This window comes from Lentibacter sp., from assembly GCF_965658795.1.
Taxonomy (GTDB): Bacteria; Pseudomonadota; Alphaproteobacteria; order Rhodobacterales; family Rhodobacteraceae; genus Lentibacter.
Map to the genome: position 1 here is coordinate 147,935 of NZ_CBFHTG010000005.1, position 26,752 is coordinate 174,686.

General features: G+C 60.5%; 23 protein-coding genes. 13 read left to right on the forward strand and 10 right to left on the reverse strand.

The features are described from left to right. The first annotated feature begins 269 nt into the window (after positions 1 to 269). The 3 genes from ACTG3X_RS05660 (at position 270) to ACTG3X_RS05670 (ending at position 3,998) form a co-directional block, all read left to right on the forward strand. A complete protein-coding gene (locus tag ACTG3X_RS05660) occupies positions 270 to 1,076 on the forward strand; it encodes a YHYH protein (protein ID WP_439110268.1) in 807 nt (268 codons plus the stop codon). Between the two features lie 188 nt (positions 1,077 to 1,264). After that, positions 1,265 to 2,170, forward strand: a complete 906-nt coding sequence (locus tag ACTG3X_RS05665) for a LysR family transcriptional regulator (protein ID WP_439110269.1) — start codon at positions 1,265 to 1,267, stop codon at positions 2,168 to 2,170. 190 nt (positions 2,171 to 2,360) lie between these two features. Beyond that, a complete protein-coding gene (locus tag ACTG3X_RS05670; protein WP_439110270.1) occupies positions 2,361 to 3,998 on the forward strand; it encodes an ABC transporter substrate-binding protein in 1,638 nt (545 codons plus the stop codon). Positions 3,999 to 4,319: 321 nt separating this feature from the next. Here the strand turns inward: ACTG3X_RS05670 and ACTG3X_RS05675 are convergent, their stop codons facing one another. Then, positions 4,320 to 5,198, reverse strand: coding sequence for a 3-hydroxybutyryl-CoA dehydrogenase (locus ACTG3X_RS05675; protein ID WP_439110271.1), 879 nt, complete (start codon positions 5,196 to 5,198; stop codon positions 4,320 to 4,322). A 162-nt stretch (positions 5,199 to 5,360) separates the two neighbouring features. On the opposite strand from ACTG3X_RS05675, the gene ACTG3X_RS05680 reads away from it, so the two are divergent. Then, positions 5,361 to 6,200, forward strand: a complete 840-nt coding sequence (locus tag ACTG3X_RS05680) for a DUF6473 family protein (RefSeq protein WP_439110272.1) — start codon at positions 5,361 to 5,363, stop codon at positions 6,198 to 6,200. Here ACTG3X_RS05680 and ACTG3X_RS05685 read toward each other — a convergent pair. From ACTG3X_RS05685 to ACTG3X_RS05710, 6 genes are all read right to left on the reverse strand, one after another. Then, positions 6,187 to 6,951, reverse strand: coding sequence for an alpha/beta fold hydrolase (locus ACTG3X_RS05685; RefSeq protein ID WP_439110273.1), 765 nt, complete (start codon positions 6,949 to 6,951; stop codon positions 6,187 to 6,189). The two genes, ACTG3X_RS05680 and ACTG3X_RS05685, sit on opposite strands and share 14 nt — an antisense overlap. A gap of 116 nt (positions 6,952 to 7,067) precedes the next feature. Further along, positions 7,068 to 8,459: an SPOR domain-containing protein gene (locus ACTG3X_RS05690; RefSeq protein WP_439110274.1), complete on the reverse strand. Its 1,392-nt coding sequence runs from the start codon at positions 8,457 to 8,459 to the stop codon at positions 7,068 to 7,070. A gap of 77 nt (positions 8,460 to 8,536) precedes the next feature. Further along, positions 8,537 to 9,169 (reverse strand): uracil phosphoribosyltransferase, encoded by a 633-nt coding sequence (upp, locus tag ACTG3X_RS05695; RefSeq protein WP_439110275.1) that lies wholly within the window; start codon positions 9,167 to 9,169, stop codon positions 8,537 to 8,539. 26 nt (positions 9,170 to 9,195) lie between these two features. After that, positions 9,196 to 10,368, reverse strand: coding sequence for a phosphopentomutase (locus ACTG3X_RS05700; RefSeq protein ID WP_439110276.1), 1,173 nt, complete (start codon positions 10,366 to 10,368; stop codon positions 9,196 to 9,198). Further along, the gene (locus ACTG3X_RS05705) at positions 10,368 to 11,672 is read right to left on the reverse strand and encodes a thymidine phosphorylase (protein WP_439110277.1); all 1,305 of its coding nucleotides are present in this window, start codon (positions 11,670 to 11,672) and stop codon (positions 10,368 to 10,370) included. The genes ACTG3X_RS05700 and ACTG3X_RS05705 overlap by 1 nt, the downstream gene beginning before the upstream one ends. Next, entirely contained in the window at positions 11,669 to 12,061 is a 393-nt protein-coding gene (locus ACTG3X_RS05710; RefSeq protein WP_439110278.1) for a cytidine deaminase, read from the reverse strand. Before ACTG3X_RS05710 ends, ACTG3X_RS05705 begins: the two co-directional genes overlap by 4 nt. A gap of 161 nt (positions 12,062 to 12,222) precedes the next feature. On the opposite strand from ACTG3X_RS05710, the gene ACTG3X_RS05715 reads away from it, so the two are divergent. The 3 genes from ACTG3X_RS05715 to ACTG3X_RS05725 all read left to right on the forward strand — a co-directional run bounded on the left by ACTG3X_RS05715 (position 12,223) and on the right by ACTG3X_RS05725 (position 16,881). Further along, positions 12,223 to 14,502, forward strand: coding sequence for an NADP-dependent malic enzyme (locus tag ACTG3X_RS05715; RefSeq protein ID WP_439110279.1), 2,280 nt, complete (start codon positions 12,223 to 12,225; stop codon positions 14,500 to 14,502). Between the two features lie 200 nt (positions 14,503 to 14,702). After that, positions 14,703 to 16,592, forward strand: a complete 1,890-nt coding sequence (prpE, locus tag ACTG3X_RS05720) for a propionate-CoA ligase PrpE (RefSeq protein ID WP_439110309.1) — start codon at positions 14,703 to 14,705, stop codon at positions 16,590 to 16,592. 109 nt (positions 16,593 to 16,701) lie between these two features. Next, positions 16,702 to 16,881, forward strand: coding sequence for a hypothetical protein (locus ACTG3X_RS05725; RefSeq protein WP_089891904.1), 180 nt, complete (start codon positions 16,702 to 16,704; stop codon positions 16,879 to 16,881). Between the two features lie 70 nt (positions 16,882 to 16,951). Here the strand turns inward: ACTG3X_RS05725 and ACTG3X_RS05730 are convergent, their stop codons facing one another. After that, positions 16,952 to 17,713: an NAD kinase gene (locus tag ACTG3X_RS05730; RefSeq protein ID WP_439110280.1), complete on the reverse strand. Its 762-nt coding sequence runs from the start codon at positions 17,711 to 17,713 to the stop codon at positions 16,952 to 16,954. A gap of 177 nt (positions 17,714 to 17,890) precedes the next feature. Between ACTG3X_RS05730 and glyA the strand changes: the two genes are divergently transcribed. From glyA to ACTG3X_RS05755, 5 genes are all read left to right on the forward strand, one after another. Further along, positions 17,891 to 19,174, forward strand: a complete 1,284-nt coding sequence (glyA, locus tag ACTG3X_RS05735; RefSeq protein WP_439110281.1) for a serine hydroxymethyltransferase — start codon at positions 17,891 to 17,893, stop codon at positions 19,172 to 19,174. Between the two features lie 131 nt (positions 19,175 to 19,305). After that, positions 19,306 to 20,565, forward strand: coding sequence for an aminotransferase class V-fold PLP-dependent enzyme (locus tag ACTG3X_RS05740; RefSeq protein WP_439110282.1), 1,260 nt, complete (start codon positions 19,306 to 19,308; stop codon positions 20,563 to 20,565). A 140-nt stretch (positions 20,566 to 20,705) separates the two neighbouring features. Next, positions 20,706 to 21,164: a (2Fe-2S)-binding protein gene (locus ACTG3X_RS05745; RefSeq protein WP_439110283.1), complete on the forward strand. Its 459-nt coding sequence runs from the start codon at positions 20,706 to 20,708 to the stop codon at positions 21,162 to 21,164. 3 nt (positions 21,165 to 21,167) lie between these two features. Next, the gene (locus ACTG3X_RS05750; protein WP_439110284.1) at positions 21,168 to 23,414 is read left to right on the forward strand and encodes a molybdopterin cofactor-binding domain-containing protein; all 2,247 of its coding nucleotides are present in this window, start codon (positions 21,168 to 21,170) and stop codon (positions 23,412 to 23,414) included. Positions 23,415 to 23,485: 71 nt separating this feature from the next. Next, positions 23,486 to 23,995: a flavin reductase family protein gene (locus ACTG3X_RS05755; RefSeq protein WP_439110285.1), complete on the forward strand. Its 510-nt coding sequence runs from the start codon at positions 23,486 to 23,488 to the stop codon at positions 23,993 to 23,995. Positions 23,996 to 24,015: 20 nt separating this feature from the next. On the opposite strand, the gene ACTG3X_RS05760 is transcribed toward ACTG3X_RS05755, so the two are convergent. Next, complete coding sequence (locus ACTG3X_RS05760) at positions 24,016 to 25,083, reverse strand: sodium-dependent bicarbonate transport family permease (RefSeq protein ID WP_439110286.1); 1,068 nt, start codon at positions 25,081 to 25,083, stop codon at positions 24,016 to 24,018. A 94-nt stretch (positions 25,084 to 25,177) separates the two neighbouring features. Here ACTG3X_RS05760 and ACTG3X_RS05765 point away from each other — a divergent pair, with 94 nt between their 5' ends. After that, entirely contained in the window at positions 25,178 to 26,059 is an 882-nt protein-coding gene (locus ACTG3X_RS05765; protein ID WP_439110287.1) for a LysR family transcriptional regulator, read from the forward strand. On the opposite strand, the gene ACTG3X_RS05770 is transcribed toward ACTG3X_RS05765, so the two are convergent. Further along, entirely contained in the window at positions 26,051 to 26,509 is a 459-nt protein-coding gene (locus ACTG3X_RS05770) for a hypothetical protein (RefSeq protein WP_439110288.1), read from the reverse strand. The genes ACTG3X_RS05765 and ACTG3X_RS05770 overlap by 9 nt on opposite strands. Between the last annotated feature and the right edge of the window lie 243 nt (positions 26,510 to 26,752).

Consider the following 26,752-nt stretch of genomic DNA (forward strand, 5'->3'; position numbering starts at 1 on the left):
CCTGCTGCGCTGCTGAAAACGGGGGGGTGATATGCGTGCACCGGGCGTGCACCATGCGTGCACCGCCTGATCTTTACGCTTCGTTAGGGAAATCTGGTAAACGCAGCGTGCGAGGCGCGTGCTGATAAACGCCCCACAATGACCGACAGAAAGCGGAGCCTGCTGCGTAGAAGTCCTAACGGCTCTGAACGTCGCAGGCCTGATCAATCAAGGACTATATCTCACATGCGCATTTCTTTGAGGGGGCCAATGTGGTCAGCGGGCCGAGTTTGGTCGATTGCAAATTGTCGCGCGGAACCGAGACCACGTGTTTTTCCATCACCATCAAGGCCGAGCCGAAAGCCCATACACCCGGCCCGTGGTGTCCGACCTCTGTGAGTGACGGGGCCGACAAGGGCGGGATCTGGCTGAAGGACGGCACAGTGCATGATGTTGATGGCGCGTTCATCACCGAGCTGCCGACGCTTTACGACGACGAGACATGGCAGCTTTTTGACCAGACGACAGGTCAGGTGCGCGTGACCGACACGAGAGAGGCTTGTGAAGCCGCTGCGCGCCCTGATGTCGACCCCGCGTATAACAACTACTGTGTGCAGTGTTTGCCCGAGTATATGGAGGATGGGGCCACGATGACTTATATTATCCCGCTCGCCCCTCACGACACGTGGCGAAAAAATGAAACCCGCATGGTTGGTGCAGGTGTGGCCAAGAACGGCATCCGCCTTGATGTGCCAGCGCCGGTTGATGCGATTTTGGATGCGCATACCCTGGCGCCATTTGATGACTGCGGGGGGCATGTGAACCTCCATGTCGGCTATCACTACCATGCCGTCACAGGCTGCCTTGAAAGTGGTGCGGCGGCGACGGCAGAGGCCGAGCAGATAGGGATTGCGATGGATGGATACGGAATTTTCACCCATCTTCTGGCTGACGGAACCGCGCCTGTCGGACTGGATGTGTGCAATGGTCACGAGAGCGCAGAGCTTGGCTATCATTACCACGCAGGCGCGGCTGGCTGTGCGTTGCAAGACCCTGACCGCGCCTGTGATGCGACTGCTCGGCCCCCGCGCCCTTAGGCGCGGCCGGGGGGCGCAAGGGAGATAGCTGTGCCCGCTGAGCACCTTGGAAACATCTGTTTCACTGTTTCGCGGCCACGAACGATCCGTGGTAAAACCCTGATATTATCGCACGAGCGCCCAGAAGTTGCCTGATTGTGGCAGCATACCATTCCTTGAGAGATGAAAAATTCGAGGGATGATCGAGAATGGACCGACTGACCGAAATGGAAGCCTTTGCGATGGTCGTTGACCAAGGCGGGTTTACCGATGCAGCCAAGAAGATGGGGATATCAAAATCAGCCGTTTCAAAGCATGTGTCGAGCCTTGAGGCGCGCCTGGGCGCGCGGCTTTTGAACCGCACAACGCGGCGGGTGAGCCCCACCGAGATCGGCCTTGCCTATTATGACCGCGCGCGGCGCGTGCTGAATGATGCGGGCGAGGCGGATGCGCTGGTGTCGTCCATGCAGTCTGATCCATCGGGCCTTCTGAGAATTTCTGTGGCAACAGACTTTGGTGTCAACCACCTCAGCCCTGTGCTGGGCGAGTTCCTTGCCGACTTCCCTGACATCACCGTGAATATGGTGCTCAACAACCGCTATGTGGAGCTGATCTCGGAAGGCTTTGATATGGCCATCCGCATTGGTGACCTGGAAGACAGCTCTCTGCGCGCGCGCAAGCTCACCGAGACGAGTATGCGCATGATCGCTTCGCCGAGCTATTTCCAGCGCCACGGGCGGCCCCAGAAGATTGACGATCTGAATGACCACAAGCTCTTGCATTACTCCAACCACTCGGCGGGCAATGTCTGGAAAATCACCGCGCCCTCGGGCGAGAAACGCCAAGTGCGCACGGCGGGCTGGCTGACTGTAAATGACGGGCAATCGCTGCTCAATGCGGCAGTGTCGGGCCTTGGTATCGCTTACTTGCCGAGCTTTCTTTACGCGGATGCGCTGGAGAAGGGGCTTGTGGAAGATGCGATCCCTGATTTGCCGATGGAGACACAAGGCATCTATGCGGTTTACCCGCCCGGCCGCTTTACGCAGCCCAAGGTGCGCGCCTTTATCGACTTCCTTGCTCACAGCTTTGGCGACAAAGGCCCAAGCAACTGGTGAGCGCTTTTTGAGAGATTTTCCCCAGCGGTTCAAACCGCACCTGGCCCCGGATGTGTCCGGGGCCTTTTTTGTGCGCGCGGGCGCTGTGGCGAAACGCCGGGCCTTTGGCCTCTACATTCGGATTTTAATGAACTAATGTGGGCACCCAAACGTACCGATAGGAGCGTTTCAAACAATGGGAGAAACCCAAATGACCAACGATTTTCAGACCCAAGCGGCCCGTCCGCTTGTGAAGCAGTGGGCCGAGAGCGCACGTGACGGCAAACTTGAGCGCCGCGAGTTTCTCGCGATGGCGAGCACGTTTGGCGCAAGTGCAGCCGTGGCTTACGGCCTGCTCGGACAGGCAGCCCCCGCGATGGCGGCAGGCGAAGCCAAGACAGGCGGGGTTCTGAAAGTCGGGATGCGCGTTTTGGCGATGAAAGACCCGCGCACGTTTGACTGGAGCGAGCACGGCAACATTGCGCGCCAGTTTCAGGAAACGCTTGTGCGCTGGAACACCGATTTTACCTTCTCGGGCCAGTTGCTGGAAGGCTGGACTGTCAGCGACGACGCCAAGACCTATACGCTCAACCTGCGCAAAGGCGCGATGTGGAGCAACGGCGAGGCTTTCACAGCAGATGACGTGGTGTTTAACCTGACGCGCTGGTGTGACTCGGCGGCGGAAGGCAACTCTATGGCGGCGCGCTTTAGCACGCTTATGGATGCAGACAGCGGACAGGCGCGCGACGGTGCGATTGTGAAGCTCGATGATATGACCGTGCAGCTCAACCTTTCGGCCCCTGATATTTCGCTGATTGCGAGCATGTCTGACTACCCAGCGATGATCGTGCCGCAGAGCTATGATGCGGAAGCTGACTTTGCTGCCAATGCCGTGGGCACGGGCGCGTTTGAGCTGGTGAGCTATGATGTGGGTGTGAAAGCTGTGCTCAAACGTCGCGAGAGCGGCTGGTGGGGCGGAAAAGCCCATTTGGACGGTATCGAATTCATCGACTATGGCACGGATGACTCCAACATCGTGGCTGCGTTTGAGGCGGAAGAAATTCACATCAACGATGTGACCAACTCCGACTTCAAAGACATTCTGGACGGGCTTGGCCTTGAGCGTCAGTCAAAGCCGACAGCCAACACGATTGTGGCGCGGATGCGCGTGGATGCGGCCCCCTATGACAACCAAGAGGTGCGCCGCGCGGTGCAGCTGGCGGTTGATCCTGCGACTGTGCTGGAGATCGGTTACAACGGTGACGGGATCGTGGCGGAAAACCACCATGTCGGCCCGATGCACCCCGAGTATGCCGAGCTGCCCAAGATTGCTGCTGACCCTGTGAAAGCCAAGGCGATGCTCGATGCGGCGGGCCATGGTGACACAGAGCTTGAGCTGATCTCGATTGATGGCGACTGGCGCACTGTGACAACCGACGCGATTGCAGCACAGCTGCGCGATGCGGGCTTCAACGTGAAGCGCACGGTTATTCCCGGCTCGACCTTCTGGAACGGCTGGACGGAATACCCCTTCTCGACAACCAACTGGGCGCCGCGCCCCTTGGGCATTCAGGTGCTTGGCCTGGCCTATAAGGCTGGCGGATCATGGAACGAGACGGGCTTTGCCGATGCTGCGTTTGATGCGAAGCTGGCCGAGGCCTCAGGTGTGTTTGACAATGACGCGCGCCGCGAGATCATGAAAGACCTGCAGATGACGCTGCAAGACAGTGGCATCATGATCCAGCCTTACTGGTACAACATGACGCTGCACCATGTGGCTGAAGTGAAGAATGCTGAGCGCCACCAAGCGCGCGAGATGCATTTTGAAAAGGTCTGGCTCGACGCATAAGCGCTGACGCTTTGAAACAGGAAAAGCCGCCGAGGGAGACTTCGGCGGCTTTTTCTTTTGGGGCTGGCGCTATTGCGGAGAAGGGTGGGGGAGAGCCCCATTCGGACGTTTGTATGCTGCACCCAGCCGGAACAGCACCGAAGGTGCCCGGCCATCGTCAGCCCCTCCCTTGGGCTGGCGATTTGGCAGATGCAGGTGCGTTTCTCATTCTGAGGATGTGCTTGGCAGGCATAAAGCACTTCGTAAGTGCTGTCGGGTCGCCACCCCAGGGGCTGCCGTTGGCCCGCGTTGCGAAGGCCCCCTCCGTTCTGCAAAATAGCCTTACCGCGTGGGCACGGGCGCGCCTTCGCCGCGGTAGTCGTAAAAGCCGCGGCCTGTTTTGCGGCCCAGCCAGCCAGCAGCGACATATTTTGTGAGCAGGGGGCAGGGGCGATATTTGGTGTCGGCCAGCCCGTCGTGCAGCACGTTCATGATCGCGAGGCAGGTATCAAGGCCGATAAAGTCGGCCAGTTCGAGCGGGCCCATCGGGTGGTTGGCGCCAAGCTTCATGGCGTTGTCGATCGAGGCAACATTGCCGACGCCTTCATAGAGCGTATAGCAGGCCTCGTTGATCATCGGGATCAGGATGCGGTTGACGATGAAGGCGGGGAAATCTTCGGCAGAGGCCGCGGTTTTGCCAAGCTTTTCAACCACGGCAAGGCAGCTCTGGTAGGTTTCATCATCGGTGGCGATGCCGCGGATCAGCTCGACCAGCTGCATGAGCGGCACGGGGTTCATGAAGTGGAAGCCCATGAACTTTTCGGGGCGGTCGGTGCGCGCGGCGAGACGGGTGATGGAGATTGACGAGGTGTTTGATGTCACGATCGTATGGTCGGGCAGGTGCGGCACGAGGCCTTCGAGGATCTTGATTTTGATCTCTTCGTTCTCGGTCGCGGATTCGATGACGAGATCGGCTGCGCCGAGGGCGGCCACATCAAGTGCTGGGCTGATGCGCGCGAGGCCTGCTTGCATATCGTCTTCGGTGATCAGCGAACGCGAGACCTGACGCGCCATGTTCTTCTCGATTTTGGCGAGCGCGGCTGTGAGGGCATCTTGGCTCAGGTCATTGAGCGTTACATCATAGCCTGCGAGCGCCATGACATGAGCGATCCCGTTGCCCATCTGGCCAGCCCCGATGACGCCGACTGTTTTGATATCCATGATGCTCTCCTTGCGGTGTTAACCAGCACAATAGGCCGTGGCCTTGCGCGGCTGCAAGGCGAAACATCGGCTTATAATTAGGGGGCATTTTATTTGTTAACAGCTTGGAAATGGCTATCGCCCATCTTCGGCAATGGGTGAGTTAACATAGTGGTGGGAACCATGTCTTATGAACGAATTGGGGGCGCAAGCCTTGACTATCGCATGTGCGAGTATGACGGATCGCGGCTGGCGTTTCGCGGGCCGAAGCGCTCTTTGGATGAGCCGTATATCGCGGTTCTGGGGGGCACAGACACTTTTGGAAAGTTTATTCCACGGCCCTATTCGGACCGCTTGGAAGACAAGCTTGGGCTGCCCTGCCTGAACCTCGGGGTGATGAGCGGGGGGCTTGATGCCTTTGTCAGCGACCTCGGGGTGCTGAGCATGGCGGCGCGGGCCAAGGCTGTTGTGGTGCAGGTGATGAGCGCGCACACGCTCTCCAACCGATATTATACGGTGCATCCGCGCCGCAACGACCGCTTCTTGCGCGCTTCGAGCGCGATGGAGCAGTTGTTTCGCGATGTGGATTTTACCGAGTTTCACTTTACCAACCATATGCTGCGCGAGCTGGCGGCCCGCTATCCTGACAGGTTTATGGTGCTGGCAGAAGAGTTGCAGCAGGCCTGGGTGGCGCGGATGCGGCTCCTGATTGAGCGGATCGGGCGGCCTGTGACGCTGTTGTGGATGGCAGATCACGAGCCTGACGAGAAGCGCGGCTTTGCTCATGTGGCCAGTGCGCCTTTTGCTGTGACCCAAGAGATGATGTTGCAGCTCGAAGGTGTGGTGAGTGACACGGTGATCTGTGCGGCCAGTGCTGCGGCGCTCGCGCGCGGGAGCGAAGGGATGCTCTATGCGCCACAAGAGGCGCAGGCGGCGCGGGAGCTTTTGGGGCCAGCGGTGCATGAAGAGGCTGCTGAGGCGCTTTACCCGACCTTGCGCGCGGCGCTGATTAAGCGGCGTTGAGCCAGCTGCGCAGAGCGGCCTCAAAGGCACGGGGGCGCTCGGCGTGAAGCCAGTGCCCCGCCTCGGGTATTTTGGCAAAGCGCGCTGTGGGAAAAAGCGCCTTGATCCGCGGGCGGTGTTCTGGCGTGACGTAGTCTGATGTCGCCCCTGTGAGAAAGAGCGTGGGGCCGTCAAACTGTGTGTCCAGCCCCTCGGGGAAGCTGAGAATTTTGGCCATATTGGCCTCAAGCGCTGCAAGGTTCAGCCGCCATGCGCGCCCCTTCACATCAAGGGACTGGGTGAAAAAGGCGGCAAGAGTCGGGTCTTTTACCAGCGGCAGAAGTGCCTCTTGGGCATCAGAGCGTGTTTCGATGGCGCTCAGGTCAAGGGTGCGCATGGCATCGATATATTGCTGCTGGGAGTGGGTGTAGCTGACAGGTGCAATATCGGCCACCGTAAGGCGGCCCACAAGCTCGGGGTGTTTGAGCGCGAGGAGCATGGCAGCCTTGCCGCCCATCGAGTGGCCCAGCACATCTGCGCGGCCCCCATGGGCTGTGATGACCTCTGCGAGGTCATCTGCCATGGCTTCGTAGCTGTGGTCTTCGGAGTGCAGCGAGCTGCCGTGGTTGCGCATATCAACCGCGATGACCTGCCGCTCGTCAGACAAGCGCTTGGCGATCACGCCCCAGTTGCGCCCCGAGCCGAAGAGGCCATGAGCAATGAGAAGCGGGCGGGCGGATGCGGCTGTGCCGTGCAGGATCGTGTTGAGCATGGAGAGAGTGATAGGGTATTTTGGCAGGCAATGGAAAGAGGCCTTGGGCTGCGCATTGCGCAAAGAAAAAGCCCGCGGCGGCGAAGCGCGCGGGCTTTTGAAGCTGTGTGTCTGGCTTAGCGCACGTAGGCGTCAGCAAAGCCTGCGCTGCGGGCTTTGGCCACGGCGGCGTTGATCTGGCCTGAGGCGAAAGGCCCCGCCAAAACAAGGCGATAGGATTTGCTGCCTTTTTTGAGCGTGCCCAAGCGCGCAGGCAGGCCTGCGGCGGCAATACGCTGTGCCGCGCGCTGGGCGTTGGCGGGATTGGCAAACATGCCAACCTGCACATAGCGCCCTTTTGCGGCTGCCTTGGGCGCGGTGGCTGCGGCCGGCTTGCTGCGCGACGAGGTTGTGAGACCCATGGCTGCGTTCTGGTCGGCCATGCTTGTGTAGGGGTAGCGCAGCTCGGGGAAGAGGTTGTTGACCACGCGGCCTGTGTCTTTGACGTAGAGTTTGCGTGGCAGTGTGCGTGTCCAGATCAGGTCGGATTGGCGGATGCCCTCTACGGTCATGTGAGCGCGCTTGGTGTTGAGGCGGTCATCATCCCAGACTTTGCGGTAGCCTTTGGGCACGGTCGTTTTGACGTTTGAGCGCTGCTGCTCTTCATAGACATGGCGGGGGATCACGCGGGTGCTGCCCGAGGCGTTGATCTGGCCTGTTGCTTTGCTGCGTGTGACGGTGCGCTGGGGCTGGGCGGCGGCTGTTGTGGCCTTGCGAGGGGCGGCTGCCTTGGGCTGAACGCTGATCGCGCCTGCGGAGGGCGACTGGCCTTGCGGGCCGCACCGAACGCCTGAGCCTGTGCCCGCGTATTGTGCGCTGATGCCTGTGAAATTGACGCAGGTTTTCTGGCGTGTGGCTGTTGGCTTGGCCTGAGGTGCGGGCTTTGCCACTTTGGCGGCGGTGCGCACAGCGGGTTGTGGGGCTGGTTGTATGCGGCGCACTTGCTGTGGCTGCACGGCAGGGCGCACGGCTTGCGGCGCGACGCGGACCACGCGAGGTGCTGGCGCGGCGGCAACCTGTGCCTGACGCGCGGGTTGTTGGCGTGTTGGAGCCTGTGCTGTGGGCTGGCGCACAGCTTGGCGCACTACGGGCGCTGGAGCAGGCGTAGCCTTGGCCACACGGGCGGCAGGCTGGGGCGCTGGCGCGGCGGGTGCGGCTTTGGGCACGATCTGTGTGACTTGTGACGAGGCGCTTTGCTGCGTGACGCGGGCCTCCTGGCCTGCGAAGGTGGGTTGCATCCCGCAGAGGAGCTTGCGCGAGCGTGTGACACGCGGAACCCAGTTTACGCGGCCATCAATGCCTGCGCGCACAAAGGCGCAGCCGTTGTTGTCGACAAATTGCTTACCTTTGAAAGAGGAGGGCGGAAAATTGACCGGCCCGTCAACATTGCGCAAGGCTTGCGCGTGGGCCGCTGAGAGACCCAGTGAAAGAAAAAAAGCGCCTAGCGCTGCGACTCGTAAAAAACTCATACTTTGCCCCCACAAATATTGTGAGAACATGCCTGATCAGTCTGAACGAGTCTAGCGGCGAAATAGTTAAAAATCGGCTATTTTGTGCCGAACATGCGGTCACCCGCATCCCCTAGGCCCGGGACGATGTATCCTTGGGCGTTGAGGCACTCATCAAGCGAGGCTGTGATGATGTGGACATCAGGGTGTGCTTCGGCCATCCGTGCGACGCCCTCGGGGGCTGCCAGCAGGCAGAGAAAGCGGATGCGCTTGGCTCCTGCGGCTTTGAGCATGTCGATGGCCGCGACCGAGGAGTTGCCCGTGGCCAGCATCGGATCAACGACCAGCACATCGCGGTTTTCGATGTCTTCGGGCACTTTGAAGTAATATTCGACCGGCATCAGCGTTTCTTCGTCGCGGTAGAGGCCGACAAAGCCGACGCGGGCTGACGGAATGAGGTGCAAGAGGCTGTCGAGCATCCCGTTGCCTGCGCGCAGAATCGAGACGAGCGCGAGCTTTTTGCCCGAGAGATAAGGCGACTGCATCGGCTGGAGCGGCGTGTCGACTTCGCGCATCTCAAGTTGCAAGTCGCGGGTGGCTTCATAGGCGAGGAGCTGGGCGATCTCCCCCAAGAGCTGACGGAAGTGCGCCGAGGGCGTGGCTTTATCGCGCATAATGCTGAGTTTGTGCTGCACCAACGGATGGTCAACGACTGTCAGGTTTTGGCTCATGTCTCTGTCTCGCTTTTGAATGCGGATCAGAGAAAGCTGTGCCCTGCGCCGCGTGTTGGAAGGCCGAGGTATGCGGCCACGGAAGCCGCCACATCGGCGAATTGGATGTGTCCTAGCGCACCTGTGCCTGCCCCTGCAACCAGAACGGGGACACGTTCGCGGGTGTGGTCTGATCCTGGCCATGTCGGATCGTTGCCGTGATCGGCTGTGAGGATGAGCAAATCATCGGGTTTGAGGCGCGCCAGAAGGTTGCCGACTTCGCCATCAAACCACTCAAGCTGGCGTGCGTAGCCTGCTGCGTCGCGTCGGTGGCCGAACTCTGTGTCAAACTCCACAAAATTGGCAAAGGTGAAGGTCCCCTCGGGGGCTGTTTCCATGTGCTCATGGAGGTTTGCCATCAGGTCCGCATCGCGGCCTTTGAAGGTGCTGTCGATGCCGCTCATGGAGAAAATATCGGCGATCTTGCCTATGGCATGTGTCTTTAACCCTGCGTCTTGCGCCCAGTTGAGCAGCGTGGGCGCGGGCGTTGCCATGGCGTAGTCGTGGCGGTTTTTGGTGCGGGTGAAGCTGCCGTCTGTGCCAGTGAACGGCCGTGCGATGACGCGGCCCACTTTGAGCTTGTGCAAATGCGGGGCGAGCTCTTTGCAGAGCGTGAGCAGGCGGGTCAGGCCGAAGCTGTCTTCATGGGCGGCGATCTGGAAGACAGAGTCGGCAGAGGTGTAGCAGATGGGGAAGCCTGTGCGCATATGCTCGGCTCCCAAACGGTCAATCACCTCTGTGCCAGAGGCGTGGCTGTTGCCAAGGATGCCCTCGGTGCCTGCGAGCTTTTGCACCAATGCGGTGATCTCGGGCGGAAAGGCGGGCGAGGTGTCGGGGAAGTAGTGCCACGCCCAAGGGACAGGCACACCTGCCAGCTCCCAGTGGCCGGAGGGGGTATCCTTGCCGAGGCTCACTTCGGTGGCGGCGGCGTAGCGGCCCTTGAGCCGGGGGGCTGCGGGCTGGGGCAGGCCAGAGGCCAGTGTGATGGCCTCGCGCAGCCCCAAGCTTTCCATATGCGGCAGCTTTGGCGCGCAGGTTTCATAGATATGGCCCAGCGTGTTTGCGCCTGTGTCGGGCAAGGTGCCGTTGAAAAACTGCGCAGCGTCGGGCGCGCCGCCGATGCCGACAGAATCCATAACCACAAGGAAGGCGCGGGGCATCAGGAGAGCCTTTCAAAGATAAGCGGCTGGGGCGCGGGCGCTGCGCCGAACGTGGTGGCGGCGAGCACCGCCGCCTCGGCCACTGTTGCAGCGCTTTCGCGGCTGGCATGGATGCGCGCGATGGGCGTGCCTTTGGTGACACGTGTGCCAAGGGGGAGCAGGTCCGAGAGGCCCACGGCGGGGTCGATGGTGTCGGTCTCAACCTGTCGCCCGCCGCCAAGGGCCACCACAGCAAGGCCGAGCGCTTCCCCGTCATAGGCGGTGATGTAGCCTGTTTCGGGGGCTTTGACCTCGCGGATGATGTTGGCTTCGGGCAGGAAGCGCGCCCAGTTTTCCACAAAGCCGACGGGCCCGCCTTGGGCTCGGCACATCCGCGCGAAAGCTTCGGCGGCCTGACCCGAGGCGATGGCGGCCGTGATTTTTGCGCTGCCGTCCTCAGGGCTTGTGGCGAGGCCTGCATCGGCCAGCAACTGGCCGCCGAGCGCGGCTGTCAGCTCTTTGAGGGGGGCGCTGGCCTGCGAGGTGAGGGCGCGCATGACTTCGGCCACTTCAAGGGCGTTGCCCAATGAGGGCACAAGCGGCTGGTTCATATTGGTGATGAGCGCACTTGTTTTGCAGCCTGCGGCATTGGCTGTGCTGACGAGCGACTGCGCCAGCGCGCGGGCGGTGTCGGGCGTTTTCATAAAGGCGCCAGAGCCGCATTTCACATCCAGGACGAGCGCTTGCAGGCCAGCGGCGAGCTTTTTGGAGAGGATCGAGGCTGTGATGAGGTCGAGGCTTTCGACCGTGCTTGTCACATCGCGGATCGCGTAGAGGCGTTTGTCGGCGGGGGCCAATGTGGGCGAGGCCGAGACAATGGCGAGGCCGTTGTGGGCCACGGTGTGTTTGAACTCGGCCGCCGTGAGCGCGGTTTTGAAGCCGGGGATGGCTTCGAGCTTGTCCAGCGTGCCGCCCGTGTGGCCAAGGCCGCGGCCCGAGACCATGGGCACAAAGCCGCCACAGGCCGCAAGCGCAGGGGCCAGCAGCAGCGACACGCAATCGCCCACGCCGCCCGTGGAGTGTTTGTCGATGATGGGGGCGGGCAGATCCCATGTGGTGACATCACCGCTGTCGCGCATGGCGAGGGTGAGGGCCACGGCATCTTCGGGGGCGAGCTTGGAGAGGACGACACCCATGGCAAACGCGCCTGCCTGGGCATCACTCACCGCGCCGTCGGCCAAGCCTTGGGCAAAGGCCTTGAGCGGCTCTGCGCCAATCGGCTGGCCACGGCGCAGGGCCGCAAGGAGCGCACGGGTGTCGCTCATGCTTTGTCCATGTGCTCGTTTGCAAAGGCACCGGGCAGAAGCTCGGCCAGGGTGTAGCGTATTTCTTTGCCTTCGGTGGTGGCGAGGGTGACGGGGGTGTCGGCTTGGCCGAACTCCATAAGCTTCTGGCGGCAGCCGCCGCAGGGCGGCACGGGGGCGGGGCTGTCGGCGATGACATAGACTTCGGCAAGCTGTGTCTGGCCTGCCGCGACCATGGCGGCAATTGCGCCTGCTTCGGCACAGGTGCCTTCGGGGTAGGCGACATTTTCAACGTTGCAGCCAGAAAAGACATCGCCAGCAGGGGTGCGCAGGGCGGCGCCGACTTTGAAGTTGGAGTAGGGCGCATAAGCATTGAGGCGCACAGCGCGTGCGGCATCGGCCAGAGACATGGGAAAAGCCTTTCAAAATATTCGCGCTATCTTGTGAGAGAGCGTCAGGGGAGTGCAAGGGGAGATTCTGCGCATGGCGGAAACGGGCTAGAAATTAAGCTTCACATTAATTGGTTTAATGCTAAACTATTTTGAAATGGCGCGAGCCTGAGGGAGAGACCATGTCGATTGATAAGACCGAAAACGCACGCGAAGCGGCGCTGAACTACCATGAATTTCCGCGCCCCGGAAAGCTGGAGATCCGCCCGACGAAGCCCATGGCCAACGGGCGCGACCTTGCGCGTGCTTATTCACCCGGTGTGGCAGAAGCCTGTATTGAAATCTCCAAGAACCCGGCTGATGCGAGCCGCTACACGGCGCGCGGCAACCTTGTGGCTGTTGTGACCAATGGCACGGCGGTGCTTGGCCTTGGCAACATCGGCGCGCTGGCCTCCAAGCCTGTGATGGAGGGTAAGGCTGTGCTCTTCAAGAAGTTTGCGGGCATCGACTGTTTTGACATCGAGGTGAACGAGAGCGACCCCGAGAAGCTGGCCGATATTGTCTGCGCGCTGGAGCCGACCTTCGGGGCGATCAACCTTGAAGACATCAAGGCGCCTGATTGCTTTATCGTGGAGAAGATCTGCCGCGAGCGCATGGGGATCCCTGTGTTTCACGACGACCAGCACGGCACGGCTATTGTTGTGGGGGCGGCTGCGACGAATGCGTTGCATGTGGTGGGTAAGAAATTTGAAGACATAAAACTTGTTAGCACGGGGGGCGGCGCGGCGGGGATTGCCTGCCTCAACCTGCTTTTGAAGCTGGGCCTGAAGCGTGAAAATGTCTGGCTCTGTGATATTCACGGGCTGGTCTATGAGGGCCGCGAAGAAGACATGAACCCGCAGAAAGCCGCTTTTGCGCAGAAGAGCGACAAGCGCACGCTGGACGAGGTGATGGACGGGGCCGATATGTTCCTCGGGCTGTCCGGCCCCGGCGTTTTGAAGCCTGAGCATGTGCAGAAGATGAGCGCGAAGCCTGTGGTTTTTGCGCTCGCCAACCCGACACCCGAAATTATGCCGGACGCGGTGCGCGCTGTTGCGCCGGATGCGGTCATCGCCACGGGGCGCAGTGACTATCCAAACCAAGTGAACAACGTGTTGTGCTTTCCGTTCATCTTCCGCGGGGCGCTGGATGTGGGGGCCACCGAGATCAACGATGCGATGCAGATCGCGTGTGTGGACGGGATCGCGGCACTGGCGCGCGCCACGACGAGCGCCGAGGCCGCTGCCGCCTACAAGGGCGAGGCGCTGACCTTTGGTCCGGATTACCTCATTCCCAAACCGTTTGATCCGCGTTTGTCCGCCATCGTCAGCTCGGCTGTGGCCAAGGCGGCTATGGAAACTGGCGTGGCAACCAAACCTTTGGCCGATATCGAGGCTTACAAAGAGCGCCTCAACGCCTCTGTCTTCAAGTCGGCGCTGTTGATGCGGCCTGTGTTTGAGGCGGCGAGCCATGCGGCGCGGCGCATTATCTTTGCCGAGGGCGAAGACGAGCGCGTGCTGCGTGCGGCGCAGGCTATTCTGGAAGAGACGACAGAAAAGCCTATTCTGATCGGACGGCCAGAGGTGATTGAAGCGCGCTGCGAGCGCTTTGGCATTACGGCGCGCCCGGGAACAGACTTCGAGCTGATCAACCCCGAGAATGACCCGCGCTACCGCGACTTCTGGGGCAGCTATCACGAGATCATGGCGCGCAAGGGCGTGACGCCTGATCTGGCCCGCGCGATCATGCGCACCAACACCACAGCGATTGGCGCGATTGCGGTGCATCGTGGCGAGGCCGATAGCCTCATCTGCGGAACATTTGGCGAATTTCGCTGGCATCTGAACTATGTCGAGCAAGTGCTTGGCAGCCGTGAGCTGCGCCCGCACGGGGCGCTTTCCATGATGATTCTGGAAGACGGGCCGCTGTTTATTGCGGATACGCAAGTGCACACGTTGCCGACACCTGAGCAGATTGCCGAGGCTGCTATTGGCGCGGCGCGCCATGCCAAGCGCTTTGGGGTGGAGCCGAAAGTGGCGCTCTGTAGCCAGAGCCAGTTTGGCAACCAGCCGCACGGCTCGGGCGAGCGCATTCGCGCGGCCATCGAGATTCTCGACGCGGCGCCACGTGATTTTCAGTATGAAGGCGAGATGAATGTGGATGCCGCGCTTGACCCCGAGTTGCGCGCGCGGCTCTTGCCCGCCAACCGTCTTGAGGGCGTGGCCAATGTCTTGATTTTTGGTCATGCGGACGCGGCCTCGGCGGCGCGCAATATTCTCAAGATGAAGGCGGGGGGGCTTGAAGTTGGCCCGATTCTCATGGGCATGGGCAACCGTGCGCATGTTGTCAGCCCCGGCATCACGGCGCGCGGTCTGCTCAACATGGCCGCGATTGCGGGCACGCCTGTGAAGAGCTACGGCTAGAGAAAGATTAACAATGAGCCTGTTTGCAAGTTTGCAATCGGGCTCATTTTTTCTGTGAATATCTGGTATTTCGGGCGATTTGCAAAAATTTGCAGTAAAAATTGCAAAATATTCGCGCCAAACCGCCGCGATTTGGGACTCCTCACTTGCCTAGAGGGCTGCAAGGCCAGTAACTCTTGGCTAAAGTGGAGGAGAAGATGATGGGCTATAAAGCGCTGTATGACGGCTGGAAGGCCGACCCCGAGGCATTCTGGATGCAGGCGGCAGAGGCGATTGACTGGGATGAGAAGCCCAGCAAGGCGCTCTTTGACAAGGGCGACAACCTGTATGAGTGGTTTGCCGACGCCAAGTGCAACACCTGCTACAATGCCGTTGACCGCCATGTCGAGGCGGGGCGCGGCGAGCAGACGGCTATCATCTATGACAGCCCGATCACTCACACAAAGCGCGAGATCTCTTATGCCGAGCTGCGCAACCGCGTGGCCACGCTGGCGGGCGCGCTGCGCGCCAAAGGGATCGAGAAGGGCGACCGCGTTATCATCTATATGCCGATGGTGCCTGAAGCGCTTGAGGCGATGCTGGCCTGTGCGCGGCTTGGTGCTGTGCACTCTGTTGTCTTTGGCGGCTTTGCGGCGAGCGAACTTTCGGTGCGCATTGATGATGCGAAGCCCAAGGCGATTATTGCGGCTTCGTGCGGCCTGGAGCCGGGCCGTGTTGTGCATTACAAGCCGCTTCTGGATGGCGCGATCGAGATGTCGGCGCACAAACCCGACTTCTGCGTGATCTTCCAGCGCGAGCAGGAAGTGGCCGAGCTTATCGAGGGGCGTGACTTTAACTGGCACGGCTTTCAGTACGGGGTCGAGCCTGCGGAATGTGTGCCTGTTGAGGGCAACCACCCTGCCTATATTCTTTACACCTCGGGCACGACGGGCGCGCCCAAAGGCGTGATCCGCCACACGGCGGGCCATATGGTGGCGCTGAACTGGAGCATGAAGAACATCTACAACGTAGACCCCGGCGATGTCTTTTGGGCGGCGTCGGATGTGGGCTGGGTTGTGGGGCACAGCTATATTGCTTATGCGCCGCTCATTCACGGCAACACCACGATTGTCTTTGAGGGCAAGCCCGTGGGCACGCCTGATGCGGGCACATTCTGGCGGGTGATTTCGGAGCATAAGGTGAAAAGCTTTTTCACAGCTCCCACCGCTTTCCGCGCGGTGAAGCGGGTCGACCCGCAGGGCGAGTTTGTGAAAAAGTATGACCTGAGCTGCCTCAACGCCGTGTACCTTGCGGGGGAGCGGGCCGACCCTGACACGATCACTTGGGCGCAAGAGCAGCTCAAAGTGCCTGTGATTGACCACTGGTGGCAGACCGAGACGGGCTGGGCCATTGCGGCCAACCCTGTCGGTGTGGAGCTTCTGCCCGTGAAGCTTGGCTCACCCTCTGTGCCGATGCCGGGCTATGACGTGCGCATTCTGGATGATGCAGGCCATGAGCTGCCTGCGGGCGAGCTGGGTGCGATTGCGGTGAAGCTGCCCTTGCCCCCGGGTACATTGCCGAACTTGTGGAACGCCGAGGCGCGGTTTCAGAAGAGCTATCTCAACACATTCCCCGGCTACTATGAGACGGGCGATGCCGGGATGATTGATGAGGACGGTTACCTCTACATCATGGCGCGCACCGATGATGTGATCAACGTTGCGGGCCACCGTCTGAGCACCGGGGGGATGGAAGAGGTTCTGTCTGATCACCCCGATGTGGCAGAATGTGCCGTGATTGGTGTGAGTGACGCGCTCAAGGGCCAGTTGCCTGTAGGCTTTGTCTGCCTGACCAACGGGGTAAACCGCCCGCATGAAGAGGTGATTGCGGAGTGTGTGAAGCTTGTGCGCGACCGCATCGGCCCTGTGGCCGCCTTTAAGCTGGCTTGCGTGGTTGATCGCTTGCCCAAGACGCGCTCAGGCAAAATCCTGCGCGCCACGATGGTGTCGATTGCCGATGGCAAAGAGTTCAAGATGCCAGCGACGATTGATGACCCTGCTATCTTGGACGAGATCAAGGTTGCGCTGCAAGCCATCGGCTTTGCGCAGTAAACTACGCTCTGAAACTTCTGGAGAGGCTCGCCATGTCGGCGGGCCTTTTCTTTTGGGCGTGTGCCGCTCTGCGGTTGCATCACGGGGTGTCTGTGCATAGGCTTGGGCTATGAAGCATGTACCCAAAGAAACCACCGACGACGCGCTTATTCAGGAGTTTCTGAAAAAAGGCGGCGAAGTTAAGGTTGGCAAAACCAAGCCCGCAAACCCCGAGCTTGGCCTGAGCAACAACCAGTGGAACAACAAGCTGACCCGCGAAGAAAAGGCCGCACGCGACAAAAAGGCGTGAGGCAGATCGCAGGGGGAAGCGCTGGCCTTTGGGCTAGCGGAGCGCTTTTGTGCGCTGGGTCTTCACAATTTTAGACAAATTGCTCGCGAATGAGGCGCTCTTCGAGGCCGTGTTCGGGATCAAACAGAATATGGTGCGCGATATCGGTTTGTGAGCGGATCTCGACACTTGCGATATCGGGGAAAGAGTTGCTGTCGGCGTCGGCCATGACAGGGCGCTTCTCTGGCTCGCTGACTTCGATGGTCACGGTGGCAGACTTTGGCAGCAACGCCCCGCGCCAGCGGCGGGGGCGGAACGGAGCGATGGCTGTGAGCGCCAGCACATCAGAGCCGATCGGCAGGATCGGGCCGTGGGCGGAATAGTTGTAGGCGGTCGAGCCTGCGGGTGTGGCCACAAGCGCACCGTCGCAGACCAGCTCTTCCATGCGCAGGCGACCATCGACCGTGATCTTGAGTTTGGCGGCCTGTGGGCCCATGCGCAGCACCGAGACTTCGTTGATGGCGAGCGCTTCGTGCACTGTGCCGTCTGTGCCTGTGGCGCGCATGGCGAGGGGGTTGATTGTGGTGGTTTCGGCCGCATCAAGACGCTCAAGCAGGTCTGACTCTTCGTATTCGTTCATCAGGAAGCCGACTGTGCCACGGTTCATCCCGTAGACAGGGGCGGGCAGGCTCTGGGTGCGGTGCAGGGTCTGAAGCATGAAGCCGTCGCCGCCAAGCGCCACGATGATATCGGCGCTCTCTTCGGGCGCGTTGCCGTAGCGGCTGACAAGGGCCGCGCGGGCTGTTTGGGCCATCGGAGCATCAGAGGCAGTGAAGGCGATTTTCAGGGCCATGAGGGGGCTTTCTCGTTTCCTATAGGCGGCAAGGTTAACCTATAAAAACGGCTTGTCCACCGCAGGCCTGCGGTTTTGGCGCGCAGGTGTGGGTATTGGTCGTAATTGGTGTTCCTTTTCGGAAGTGTTTCCAATAGGAAACTCTGGAATCGGAACCTATTTGAACAAGGGATCATCATGTCTGACACAGGTTTTTTTACGGAATCACTGGCTTCACGCGACCCTGAGCTTTGGGGCAGCATCGAAAGCGAGCTGGGGCGCCAGCGCGACGAGATCGAGCTGATCGCCTCGGAAAACATCGTTTCGGCTGCTGTGATGGAAGCGCAGGGCACGGTGATGACCAACAAATACGCTGAAGGCTATGCGGGCCGTCGCTATTATGGCGGGTGCCAATATGTTGATGTGGCCGAAAACCTCGCCATCGACCGCGCCAAGCAGCTGTTTGGCTGTGACTTCGCCAATGTGCAGCCCAACTCGGGCTCACAGGCCAACCAAGGCGTGTTTCAGGCGCTGCTCCAGCCCGGTGACACGATCCTCGGGATGAGCCTTGATGCGGGTGGCCACCTGACACACGGCGCAAAGCCGAACCAGTCGGGCAAGTGGTTCAATGCGGTTCAGTACGGCGTGCGCCGCGACACGCTGGATGTCGATTATGACGAGATGGAAGCGCTGGCCAAAGAGCACCAGCCCAAGATGATCATTGCGGGTGGGTCTGCCATTCCGCGTGAGCTTGATTTTGCGCGTATTCGCAAGATTGCCGATATGGTCGGCGCTTATGTGCTGGCAGATGTTGCGCATTTTGCGGGCCTGATTGCCACGGGTGAATATCCGTCGCCTTTCCCGCATGCCCATGTTGCGACAACGACCACCCACAAAACACTCCGCGGCCCGCGTGGCGGCATGATCCTTACGAATGACGAGGCACTGGCCAAGAAGTTCAATTCGGCGATCTTCCCCGGTATTCAGGGCGGCCCGCTGATGCACGTGATTGCAGCCAAGGCTGTGGCCTTTGGCGAAGCGCTGCGCCCTGAGTTCAAGACCTACATCAAGCAGGTCAAAGTCAACGCGGCTGCGCTGGCGGACCAGCTTATGAAGGGCGGTCTGGATATCGTGACAGGCGGCACGGACACGCATGTGATGCTGGTTGATCTGCGCCCCAAGAAGGTGACAGGCAACATCACAGATGCCGCGCTTGGCCGTGCGCATATCACGACCAACAAAAACGGTATTCCGTTTGATCCTGAAAAGCCGACAGTGACCTCAGGCATCCGCCTTGGCACGCCTGCGGGCACAACCCGTGGCTTTGGCGAGGCCGAGTTCCGCCAGATTGCCGACTGGATTGTCGAAGTTGTGGACGGGCTTGCGGCCAACGGCCCAGAGGGCAACGAAGCTGTTGAAGCCAAAGTGCGCGGCGAAGTGGCCGAGATGCTGAAGAAGTTCCCGCTTTATCCCAACCTCTAAGGCGGGTCATGGTGGGTTAGCACCCACCCTACGATTTCAGGAGCCTCCAGCGGAAACGCTGGGGGCTTTCTTTTTGGGTTTCTTTTTTGCAGCTTTGGGCTTTTGATGTGGGCAACACACAGGAGCGAGACATGCAGAACGGTTTTTCAGACGAAGTGATGAGCGAAGTGCGCGCGCGGTTTGCGCATGTGGAGGCATGTCCGTTTGAGGGGCCGCGTGTGTTTTTTGAAAATGCGGGCGGGGCGCTGACGCTCAACTCGGTTGTGGACACCTCGGCGAAGTTTGCGGCCATTCCTGACAATCAGGGGCGCGCCAACGGGGCGAGCCGCGCGCTTGTTAAGATCATCGAGCGCGCCAAGGCCGATATGGCGCTGATGATGAACGCGCCTGAGGGCGGACAGTTTTTTGTGGGCGAAAGTGGCACGGAGCTTCTCTTCCGGCTGATCATGAACGCCTGTCTGGCCCGCAAAGGGCAGGGGAAAGTGCTGAGCAGCAGCCTTGAGCACCCTGCCAGCCGCTCGGCGGCGGCGCGCTGGAGCGGTGAGGCAGGGCTTGAGCATGTTGTGATTGCCCATGACGACGCCAGCGGCACGATCGAGGCTGCGGCTTACGCGGCGGCTGTGAGTGAGGATACTGTCGTGGCGACGATTTTGCACACCTCTCCTGTCACGGGCATGGGGGTGGATGTTGCGGCTGTTTCAGCCGCGATCCGTGCGAAGGCACCTGACTGTTTGATCATTGTCGATGGCATTCAGCACGCGGCACACGGGGCGATTGATCTGGCGGCCTATAATGTTGATGGCTATGTGATCAGCCCTTACAAGATGTTTTCGCGCCATGGCTACGGGCTGGCCTGGATGTCAGAGGCTCTGGAGCAAGTTGCGCATAATGCGCTTGATGGCGGGCCTCTGCTCAACTGGGAGATGGGCACGCGCGACACCGGGGCTTATGCCACGCTCACAGATGTCTGTGGCTATCTGGAGTGGTTGGGCGGAGCGGTGTCGGGCGCCAGCGAACGCCGTGCGCGGATCGTGGCGGCAGGCGAGGCGATCCATGCGCAGGAAAAGGCCCTGACCGATGCGATGATAGACGGGGTGGGCAACCTTGCAGGGCTGCGCGAGATGGAGCGCGTAACGATCCTTGGTGGGCCAGACAACGCGGCACGCGAGGGGCTCGTTTCGCTTGTGGTTGAGGGCGTGCCCTCCGTCGATGTGGTGGAGCGGCTGAATGCGGCGGGGGTGCGCACGCATCTGCGCAAGGCTGACCATTATTCCGGCAATATCCTGACGCCATTGGGCCTTGAGGGCTGTGTGCGGGTCTCGATGTGTCACTACAATTCGGTTCAGGATGTGAGCCAGTTTCTTGCGGTGATGAAAGAGATTGCCGGCTAGGGCCGTTGCCTCTTTCAGGCGAAAGATGAGTTTCGGGCAGGCTGTTTGGCGCAGCGCGCCGCACTTTACGCCGCGTTGTGCGTTCCCTTTTTAGATTCAGTCACTAGGTTGAAGCGCAAGCGCAATACGGAGAGCGGCACATGAAGTTGACAGTAGATGGCACGGTTCACGAAGTGGATGTTGAAGGCGAGATGCCGCTTCTTTGGGTGTTGCGCGATGAGTTGAACATCAAGGGTGTGAAATATGGCTGCGGGATTGCGGCCTGTGGCGCTTGCACTGTCCATATTGATGGCGAGGCTGTGCGCTCGTGCCAAGTGGCGGCCGAAGATGTCTGGGGTGCTGTGACCACAATCAACGGTCTTGGCACGCCCGATGCCATGCACGCAGTGCAGGCCGCTTGGGCCGAACATCAGGTGGCACAATGCGGATATTGCCAGTCTGGGCAGATGATGCAGGCGGCAGCGCTTTTGGCCGCGGAGCCCGCGCCGAGCGATAGCGCGATTGACGAAGCGATGCGCGGCAATCTGTGCCGCTGCGGGACGTATCCGCGCATCAGAGCAGCCGTGAAGACAGCGGCCAAAACGCTGGCGGAGGGCTGAGACATGGGCAAGGTCAAAACAATTGCACGGCGCTCTTTTCTGATTGGCTCGGCGGCTGTCGCAGGAGGCGTTGCCTTTGGCGTTTGGCGCTACAAGACGCCCTACGCCAACCCGCTTGAGGTGGGCTTGGATGCGGGCGAAGCCGCGCTGACGCCCTATGTGAAAATCGACGCCTCAGGCGTGACGCTGATCACGCCGCGTGCTGACAAGGGGCAGGGCGCCTACCATGTGCAGGCGGCCCTTATTGCTGAAGAGCTGGATGTTGCGCTTGAAGCTGTGAAGATTGACCCCGGCCCCCCTGATCGCGCCTATTGGAACACAGCGCTTGCGCCTGAGGCGGCCGAATTTATGGCCCCTGAAGAGGGTTTTATGCGCGATGCGGTAACGGGTGTTTTGAGCTCGGTGATGAAATTTGCGGGGATGCAGATCACGGGTGGCTCAACCACTGTGCCAGACGGCTTTATGAAGTTGCGCGCTGCGGGGGCGAGTGCACGCGAGACACTGAAGTTGGCGGCGGCTGCGCGGCTGGGTGTGGAGGCAAGCGCACTGCGCGCCGAGGCGGGGCGGGTGATTGCGCCCGATGGCACGGCGCTGACCTATGAAGAGCTGGCGACGGATGTGGCTGGTATGGAACCTGTGCAGGATGTGCCGCTGCGCGCGCCAGAGGATTGGCGCTATCTGGGCAAGCCTATGCAGCGGCTGGATATTCTGGCCAAGAGCACGGGGACGCAGCGCTATGGCATCGACTTTGAAATCGACGGCATGGTGCATGCGGCGGTGAAGCTTGCGCCTGCGCAGGGCGGCGGGCTTGTGCGCTATGATGCCAGCGCGGCTTTGGGCATGCGCGGTGTGCGCGGGGCCTATGAGGTGACGGGTGGTGTCGCTGTCGTGGCTGACAACACATGGCGCGCGTTTCAGGCCGCCGAAGCGGTGGAGGCCGAGTGGAGCGCTGCGCCTATGCCTGCGCGTATGGCCGGGCACTGGGCTGCTCTTGAGGCGGCCTTTGTGCCCAGCCATCAGGACAGCCGCGTGCGCGATGATGGTGATGTGGACGCCGCGATGGTGACGGGCCAAGTGGTGACGGCGGACTACCGCGCGCCCTATCTGGCCCATGCGCCGCTTGAGCCTGTGAGCGCTGTTGTGCGTGTTGCAAACGATGGTGTGGACGTGTGGACGGGGACGCAGATCCCGCGGTTTGTGCAGAACAACGTGGCCAAGATCGCCGGTGTTGAGGCGGATGCTGTGCGCGTGCATGTGCTGATGATGGGGGGCAGCTTTGGCCACCGTCTGGAAGATGATGTGGTGCGCCAAGCTGCCGAAGTGGCTGTGCAGATGCGTGGTGTGCCGGTGAAGCTGACCTATAGCCGCGAGACCGACATGGCGCATGATTATACCCGCCAGATTGCCATGGCGAAGATGCGCGGCACGGTGAAGGAGGGGCGCGTTGAAGCCTATGACCTCTCCATCGCGATGCCCTCGGTGATTGTGAGCCAGATGGGGCGGCAGGGCCTTGGTGTACCCGGGCCTGACAGCCAGATCGTGGCGGGGGCGTTTGAGCAGCCCTTTGCGATCCCGCATCATCGGGTGACGGGCTACCGCGCCGATCCGCTTGCGCCGTTGAGCTCTTGGCGCTCTGTGGGGGCCTCGAGCAACGGGTTTTTCTATAACCTTGGCTTGGAAGAGCTGATCGAGGCGGCTGGGGCCGACCCGATTGAAGAGCGCTTGCGGCTGGCGAGCGACCCGCTTGCAGCAAAGGTGCTGGAAGCTGTTGCAGAGATGTCAGGTTGGGACGGGCCAAACATGGGGCCACGGCGTGGACGCGGTGTGGCGATGACGCGCTCTTTTGGCGTGCATTGTGCGCAGGTGGTCGAGGTGCGCGACACTGACGCTGGCATCCAGATTGACAAGGTTTATGTGGCTGCCGAAGTGGGGCGCGTGCTTGACCCTGTGAATTTTGAAAATCAGGTGCAAGGCGGTGTTGTCTGGGGGCTGGGCCATGCGATGAACTGCGAAATCACGTATGAAAACGGTGTGGCAGAGCAGCAGAACTTTGATGCTTTTGAGGGGATGCGCCTGAGCCAGTGCCCGGAGATTCTGGTGCGCGGCCTTGAGAACGGGGATGCTGTGCGCGGTGTCGGCGAGCCGCCCGTGCCGCCTGCCGCGCCTGCTTTGGCGGCGGCTATCTATGCGGCAACGGGTGTGCGCCTGCGCGAGATGCCATTTTCGAAGGTGGTGCGCTTTGCGGGCTAGTGGAGCACGGGTTGCAACCTGATGTGGCGCGTGGCAGAGCAGACCGAAGAGCTTGAGGCAAGGACGAACACATGAGCGCGGACACAGCAGACACTTTGCGCGGCAGGTTTTTGGAGGCCATGAGCCGTGCCGCCAATTCTATCTATATCGTTACGACAGATGGCCCTGCGGGCCGTGGCGGTGTGACGGTCACGGCGTTTTCCAGCGTGTCGGCAGATGTGACGGAGCCGCGCCTGTTGATTTGTCTCAATCATGAGAGCAGCACGGCGCAGCTTATTCGCGCCAATGGTGCCTTCTGTGTGAACCTGTTGGGCGCGCAGCATGAGCATATTTCAGAGCGGTTTGCCGGACGTATCGGCAAGGGCGAAGACCGCTTTGCAGAAGGCAGCTGGCTGCCTGCGGCCAGCGGGTTGCTGCGGCTTGAAGATGCGCTTGCAAGTTATGATTGCCGCGTCAGCGAGCAGAGCCTTGTTGGCACGCACCATGTTTTGTTTGGGGCGGTGCAGGAGGTTGTGTTGGGCGCCGATGCTTTGCCGCTTTTGCACAACCGTCGCGGTTACGGGCAGGTGGCCGAGGGCTAAACGCGCCCTCGACTTTTTGCTTAACTGCCGATGAAGGTTTCGGCGAGGGCCATGAAGAGCGGGATGCTGAGGATGGCAACGGGCGTACCGAGGCCCGTGGATGTGCCGACATAGGCCGATGTGTTGGCTTCGGGAACCGCCGCGCGCATGGTGGGGGGGCCTGATATGTCCGAGCTTGAAGCGGCCATGACCGAGAGCAGAACGACACCTCCAGCGGAGAAACCTGTCAGCTCATGTGCCCCAAGGCCGATGGCAAAGCCGATAAGGCCGTGGATGAGGGGCGCTGTGAGGCCATAGAGGATATAGGCGTGGGCGACTTTGCGCAGCTCGGAGAGGCGTGACCAAGCCTCCATCCCCATGATCAGCATCAGGATAGAGAGCAGCCCGCGAAAGAGCGGCTCATAGAAGCTTTTATAGACCGTGTCGGGCTGGGCAAAAATGCCGATGGCGAGACCCACGAGCAGTGCCGAGATGGCGGGGCTGCGGAAAGTATCCACGAGGATCGATTTCAGGAGGCCCTCGGCGACAGGGCTTTTGGGGCCTGTGCCAGCAGCACCACTGCCCAGCGTGACCGTGCCGCCCGAGGCAGAGGCGGCATTGGCCCGCCGTGCCAGCGAGAGCTTGGCCAGCACAATCGCTGTGACCAGTGCGGCGATGTCCATAAACGGGTAGAGCGCGCCGATGAAGCCCTCGTAAGCGATGCCGCTGTCATCAAGCATGGCCATGCTGGCGGCAAGGGTGGAGGCGGAGACCGCCCCGAACATGCCTGCGGTGGCGAGGGCATCGACCTCGCTCACCCCGCGTAGCTTGGCCAGGGTGAGTGTTCCAAGGAGGACAATGCCGATCCCGACGGCGGCGGCGCCCAGTGCGGGCACAATCAGCTCGACTAAGTTGGCGTCGCGCACAGACATGCCTGCCCCGAGGCCAACTTTGAGCAGGAGCAGGATCACGATGAATTTATACACTGGATCGGGTATTTCAAAGCGGCTGCCGAGCGCTGCGAGGAGCATACCGCCGATGAGAAAGGCGAGAGTTGGTTTTTGTAACTGCTCTGCGACAGTGCTGGCGATGATGACGAGAATGTCCATGGCGCGCTCCTAGCTTGATTTGGTCATGGATAACGGCGCCATTTTGCAAATAAAAATATATCTTTATGGGCTTATTGTTATATAAAATAGAACAATGGACAGATTAAACTATCATCATTTGCGCTACTTTCGAGAGGTGGCAAAGGAGGGGCATTTGGGGCGCGTGGCCGCGCGCCTGAATGTGTCCCAGTCGGCTTTGTCTATCCAGATCAAGCAGTTGGAAGACCGCCTCGGCCACCCCTTGTTTGACCGTGTCGGGCGCGGGCTTGTGCTGACGGAAGCCGGAAAGATCGCGTTGGCCCATGCGGAGCGCATTTTTGGGGCGGGGCAAGAGCTGTTGGCTGAGCTTGAGCAGAGCGAGACGGCCAACCCCCCGTTGCGTGTGGGCGCTCTATCGACTCTGTCGCGCAACTTTCAACTGCAGTTTTTGCGCCCGCTTCTGGCGGCGGGGCGGTTTGAGATTGATCTGAAATCAGGCAATATGCGCGGCCTTCTCGCCGATCTGGAGGCGCTGGAGCTTGATGTTGTTCTGACAACAGAAGTGCCGCAGGGGGCCGGGCCTGTGGCTTTTGCGGCGCAGCGGATCGCCGAACAGCCTGTCGCTTTGCACGGCCAACCTGCGCGGCTGGCCTATGCTGGCTTGGCGCAGCTTCTGGCTGCGGAGCCGGTTATCTTGCCGACCGAGAGCAACATCAGCGCAGGCTTTGAGAGCCTCTGTGCGCGACTGGGCGTGCAGCCCCGCATCGCGGCGCGGGTCGACGACATGGCGATGGTGCGGCTTTTAACGCGTGAGGGCGCGGGCGTGGCGCTGGCGCCTAGCGTTGTTCTGGCCGACGAAATCGCTGCAGGCACCGTGGCCAGTGCGCCCTATGATTTGGGGATCAAGGAAGTGTTCTACGCGGTGAGCGCCCCACGGCGCTTTGCGCACCCTGCGTTGCGGGCTGTCTTGGGCGAGCAGTTCACCCGCTCAGACTGACTCATCTTCCAGATGTAGCTTCATGTCGATCAGGACTTGCTGCAACAAAACCGTTTCTTTCAGCAAGCGCTTGGCCTCGTTGACGGTGATGATGCCGTCCTCGATGGATTGCTGGTATTCGGCCATGAGCATGGCAAAGCGCTGGCTGAGCGCGATGACATCGGAGTTTATGCCGCCTTTTTCTTCAGCGTTTTTGCGGCGGTCGTCATAGGAGAGGGTGATGCCTTTCAGGTCGGCCAGAGCGGCTGTGACATGAGGAAAGCTTGAGGCTTCTTCCAGTGCTGCGACTGCATCAATTGGCATGAAGCGGTCGGCGTGTTCTTCATTGTCGGAGTAATAGCGGCCCAGTGTCGCTTTTGATTTGCCTGTAAGGACGCATGCCGGCTCGATGCCAACGTCTTTGACCAAGGCTTCTGTGTGTTTTTTGAGGTAACTTCCAACGCCTGCCATAATATGCCTGCTATCCACTCTTTCCTGACCCGCACCAGAACAAAGAGGTGGGGAATTGACAATATCTTTTCCCATTAAACGGTTTGGCCACAAATGTCATTCCTTGAATCATCCTGTGGTTTTCAGGTGTTAACGAGTGGCTTTTGAATGATTTGGCCACTTTATTATGGGGCTTTTGAGGCGGTCTTCGGACTGTTGTGAAAGCTCTGCAGGGGCCGTGTGGCGCGTACAAGCTCCATCCCC

Excerpts from the sequence above, each read along its gene's own strand:
- ACTG3X_RS05755 (WP_439110285.1), top strand. The coding sequence starts at position 23,486 with ATGAGCGCGGACACAGCAGACACTTTGCGCGGCAGGTTTTTGGAGGCC.
- ACTG3X_RS05710 (WP_439110278.1), bottom strand. The coding sequence starts at position 12,061 with ATGTCTCTGGCCGATGCCGCACGCGCTGTGCGCCTCAATGCTTATGCG.
- ACTG3X_RS05700 (WP_439110276.1), bottom strand. The coding sequence starts at position 10,368 with ATGCCCCGCGCCTTCCTTGTGGTTATGGATTCTGTCGGCATCGGCGGC.
- ACTG3X_RS05730 (WP_439110280.1), bottom strand. The coding sequence starts at position 17,713 with ATGGCCCTGAAAATCGCCTTCACTGCCTCTGATGCTCCGATGGCCCAA.
- ACTG3X_RS05680 (WP_439110272.1), top strand. The coding sequence starts at position 5,361 with ATGTCTTATGAACGAATTGGGGGCGCAAGCCTTGACTATCGCATGTGC.
- ACTG3X_RS05665 (WP_439110269.1), top strand. The coding sequence starts at position 1,265 with ATGGACCGACTGACCGAAATGGAAGCCTTTGCGATGGTCGTTGACCAA.
- ACTG3X_RS05750 (WP_439110284.1), top strand. The coding sequence starts at position 21,168 with ATGGGCAAGGTCAAAACAATTGCACGGCGCTCTTTTCTGATTGGCTCG.
- ACTG3X_RS05745 (WP_439110283.1), top strand. The coding sequence starts at position 20,706 with ATGAAGTTGACAGTAGATGGCACGGTTCACGAAGTGGATGTTGAAGGC.
- ACTG3X_RS05675 (WP_439110271.1), bottom strand. The coding sequence starts at position 5,198 with ATGGATATCAAAACAGTCGGCGTCATCGGGGCTGGCCAGATGGGCAAC.
- ACTG3X_RS05670 (WP_439110270.1), top strand. The coding sequence starts at position 2,361 with ATGACCAACGATTTTCAGACCCAAGCGGCCCGTCCGCTTGTGAAGCAG.
- prpE (WP_439110309.1), top strand. The coding sequence starts at position 14,703 with ATGGGCTATAAAGCGCTGTATGACGGCTGGAAGGCCGACCCCGAGGCA.
- ACTG3X_RS05685 (WP_439110273.1), bottom strand. The coding sequence starts at position 6,951 with ATGCTCAACACGATCCTGCACGGCACAGCCGCATCCGCCCGCCCGCTT.
- ACTG3X_RS05760 (WP_439110286.1), bottom strand. The coding sequence starts at position 25,083 with ATGGACATTCTCGTCATCATCGCCAGCACTGTCGCAGAGCAGTTACAA.
- ACTG3X_RS05740 (WP_439110282.1), top strand. The coding sequence starts at position 19,306 with ATGCAGAACGGTTTTTCAGACGAAGTGATGAGCGAAGTGCGCGCGCGG.
- ACTG3X_RS05765 (WP_439110287.1), top strand. The coding sequence starts at position 25,178 with ATGGACAGATTAAACTATCATCATTTGCGCTACTTTCGAGAGGTGGCA.
- upp (WP_439110275.1), bottom strand. The coding sequence starts at position 9,169 with ATGAGCCAAAACCTGACAGTCGTTGACCATCCGTTGGTGCAGCACAAA.
- glyA (WP_439110281.1), top strand. The coding sequence starts at position 17,891 with ATGTCTGACACAGGTTTTTTTACGGAATCACTGGCTTCACGCGACCCT.
- ACTG3X_RS05715 (WP_439110279.1), top strand. The coding sequence starts at position 12,223 with ATGTCGATTGATAAGACCGAAAACGCACGCGAAGCGGCGCTGAACTAC.
- ACTG3X_RS05705 (WP_439110277.1), bottom strand. The coding sequence starts at position 11,672 with ATGAGCGACACCCGTGCGCTCCTTGCGGCCCTGCGCCGTGGCCAGCCG.
- ACTG3X_RS05770 (WP_439110288.1), bottom strand. The coding sequence starts at position 26,509 with ATGGCAGGCGTTGGAAGTTACCTCAAAAAACACACAGAAGCCTTGGTC.
- ACTG3X_RS05690 (WP_439110274.1), bottom strand. The coding sequence starts at position 8,459 with ATGAGTTTTTTACGAGTCGCAGCGCTAGGCGCTTTTTTTCTTTCACTG.
- ACTG3X_RS05725 (WP_089891904.1), top strand. The coding sequence starts at position 16,702 with ATGAAGCATGTACCCAAAGAAACCACCGACGACGCGCTTATTCAGGAG.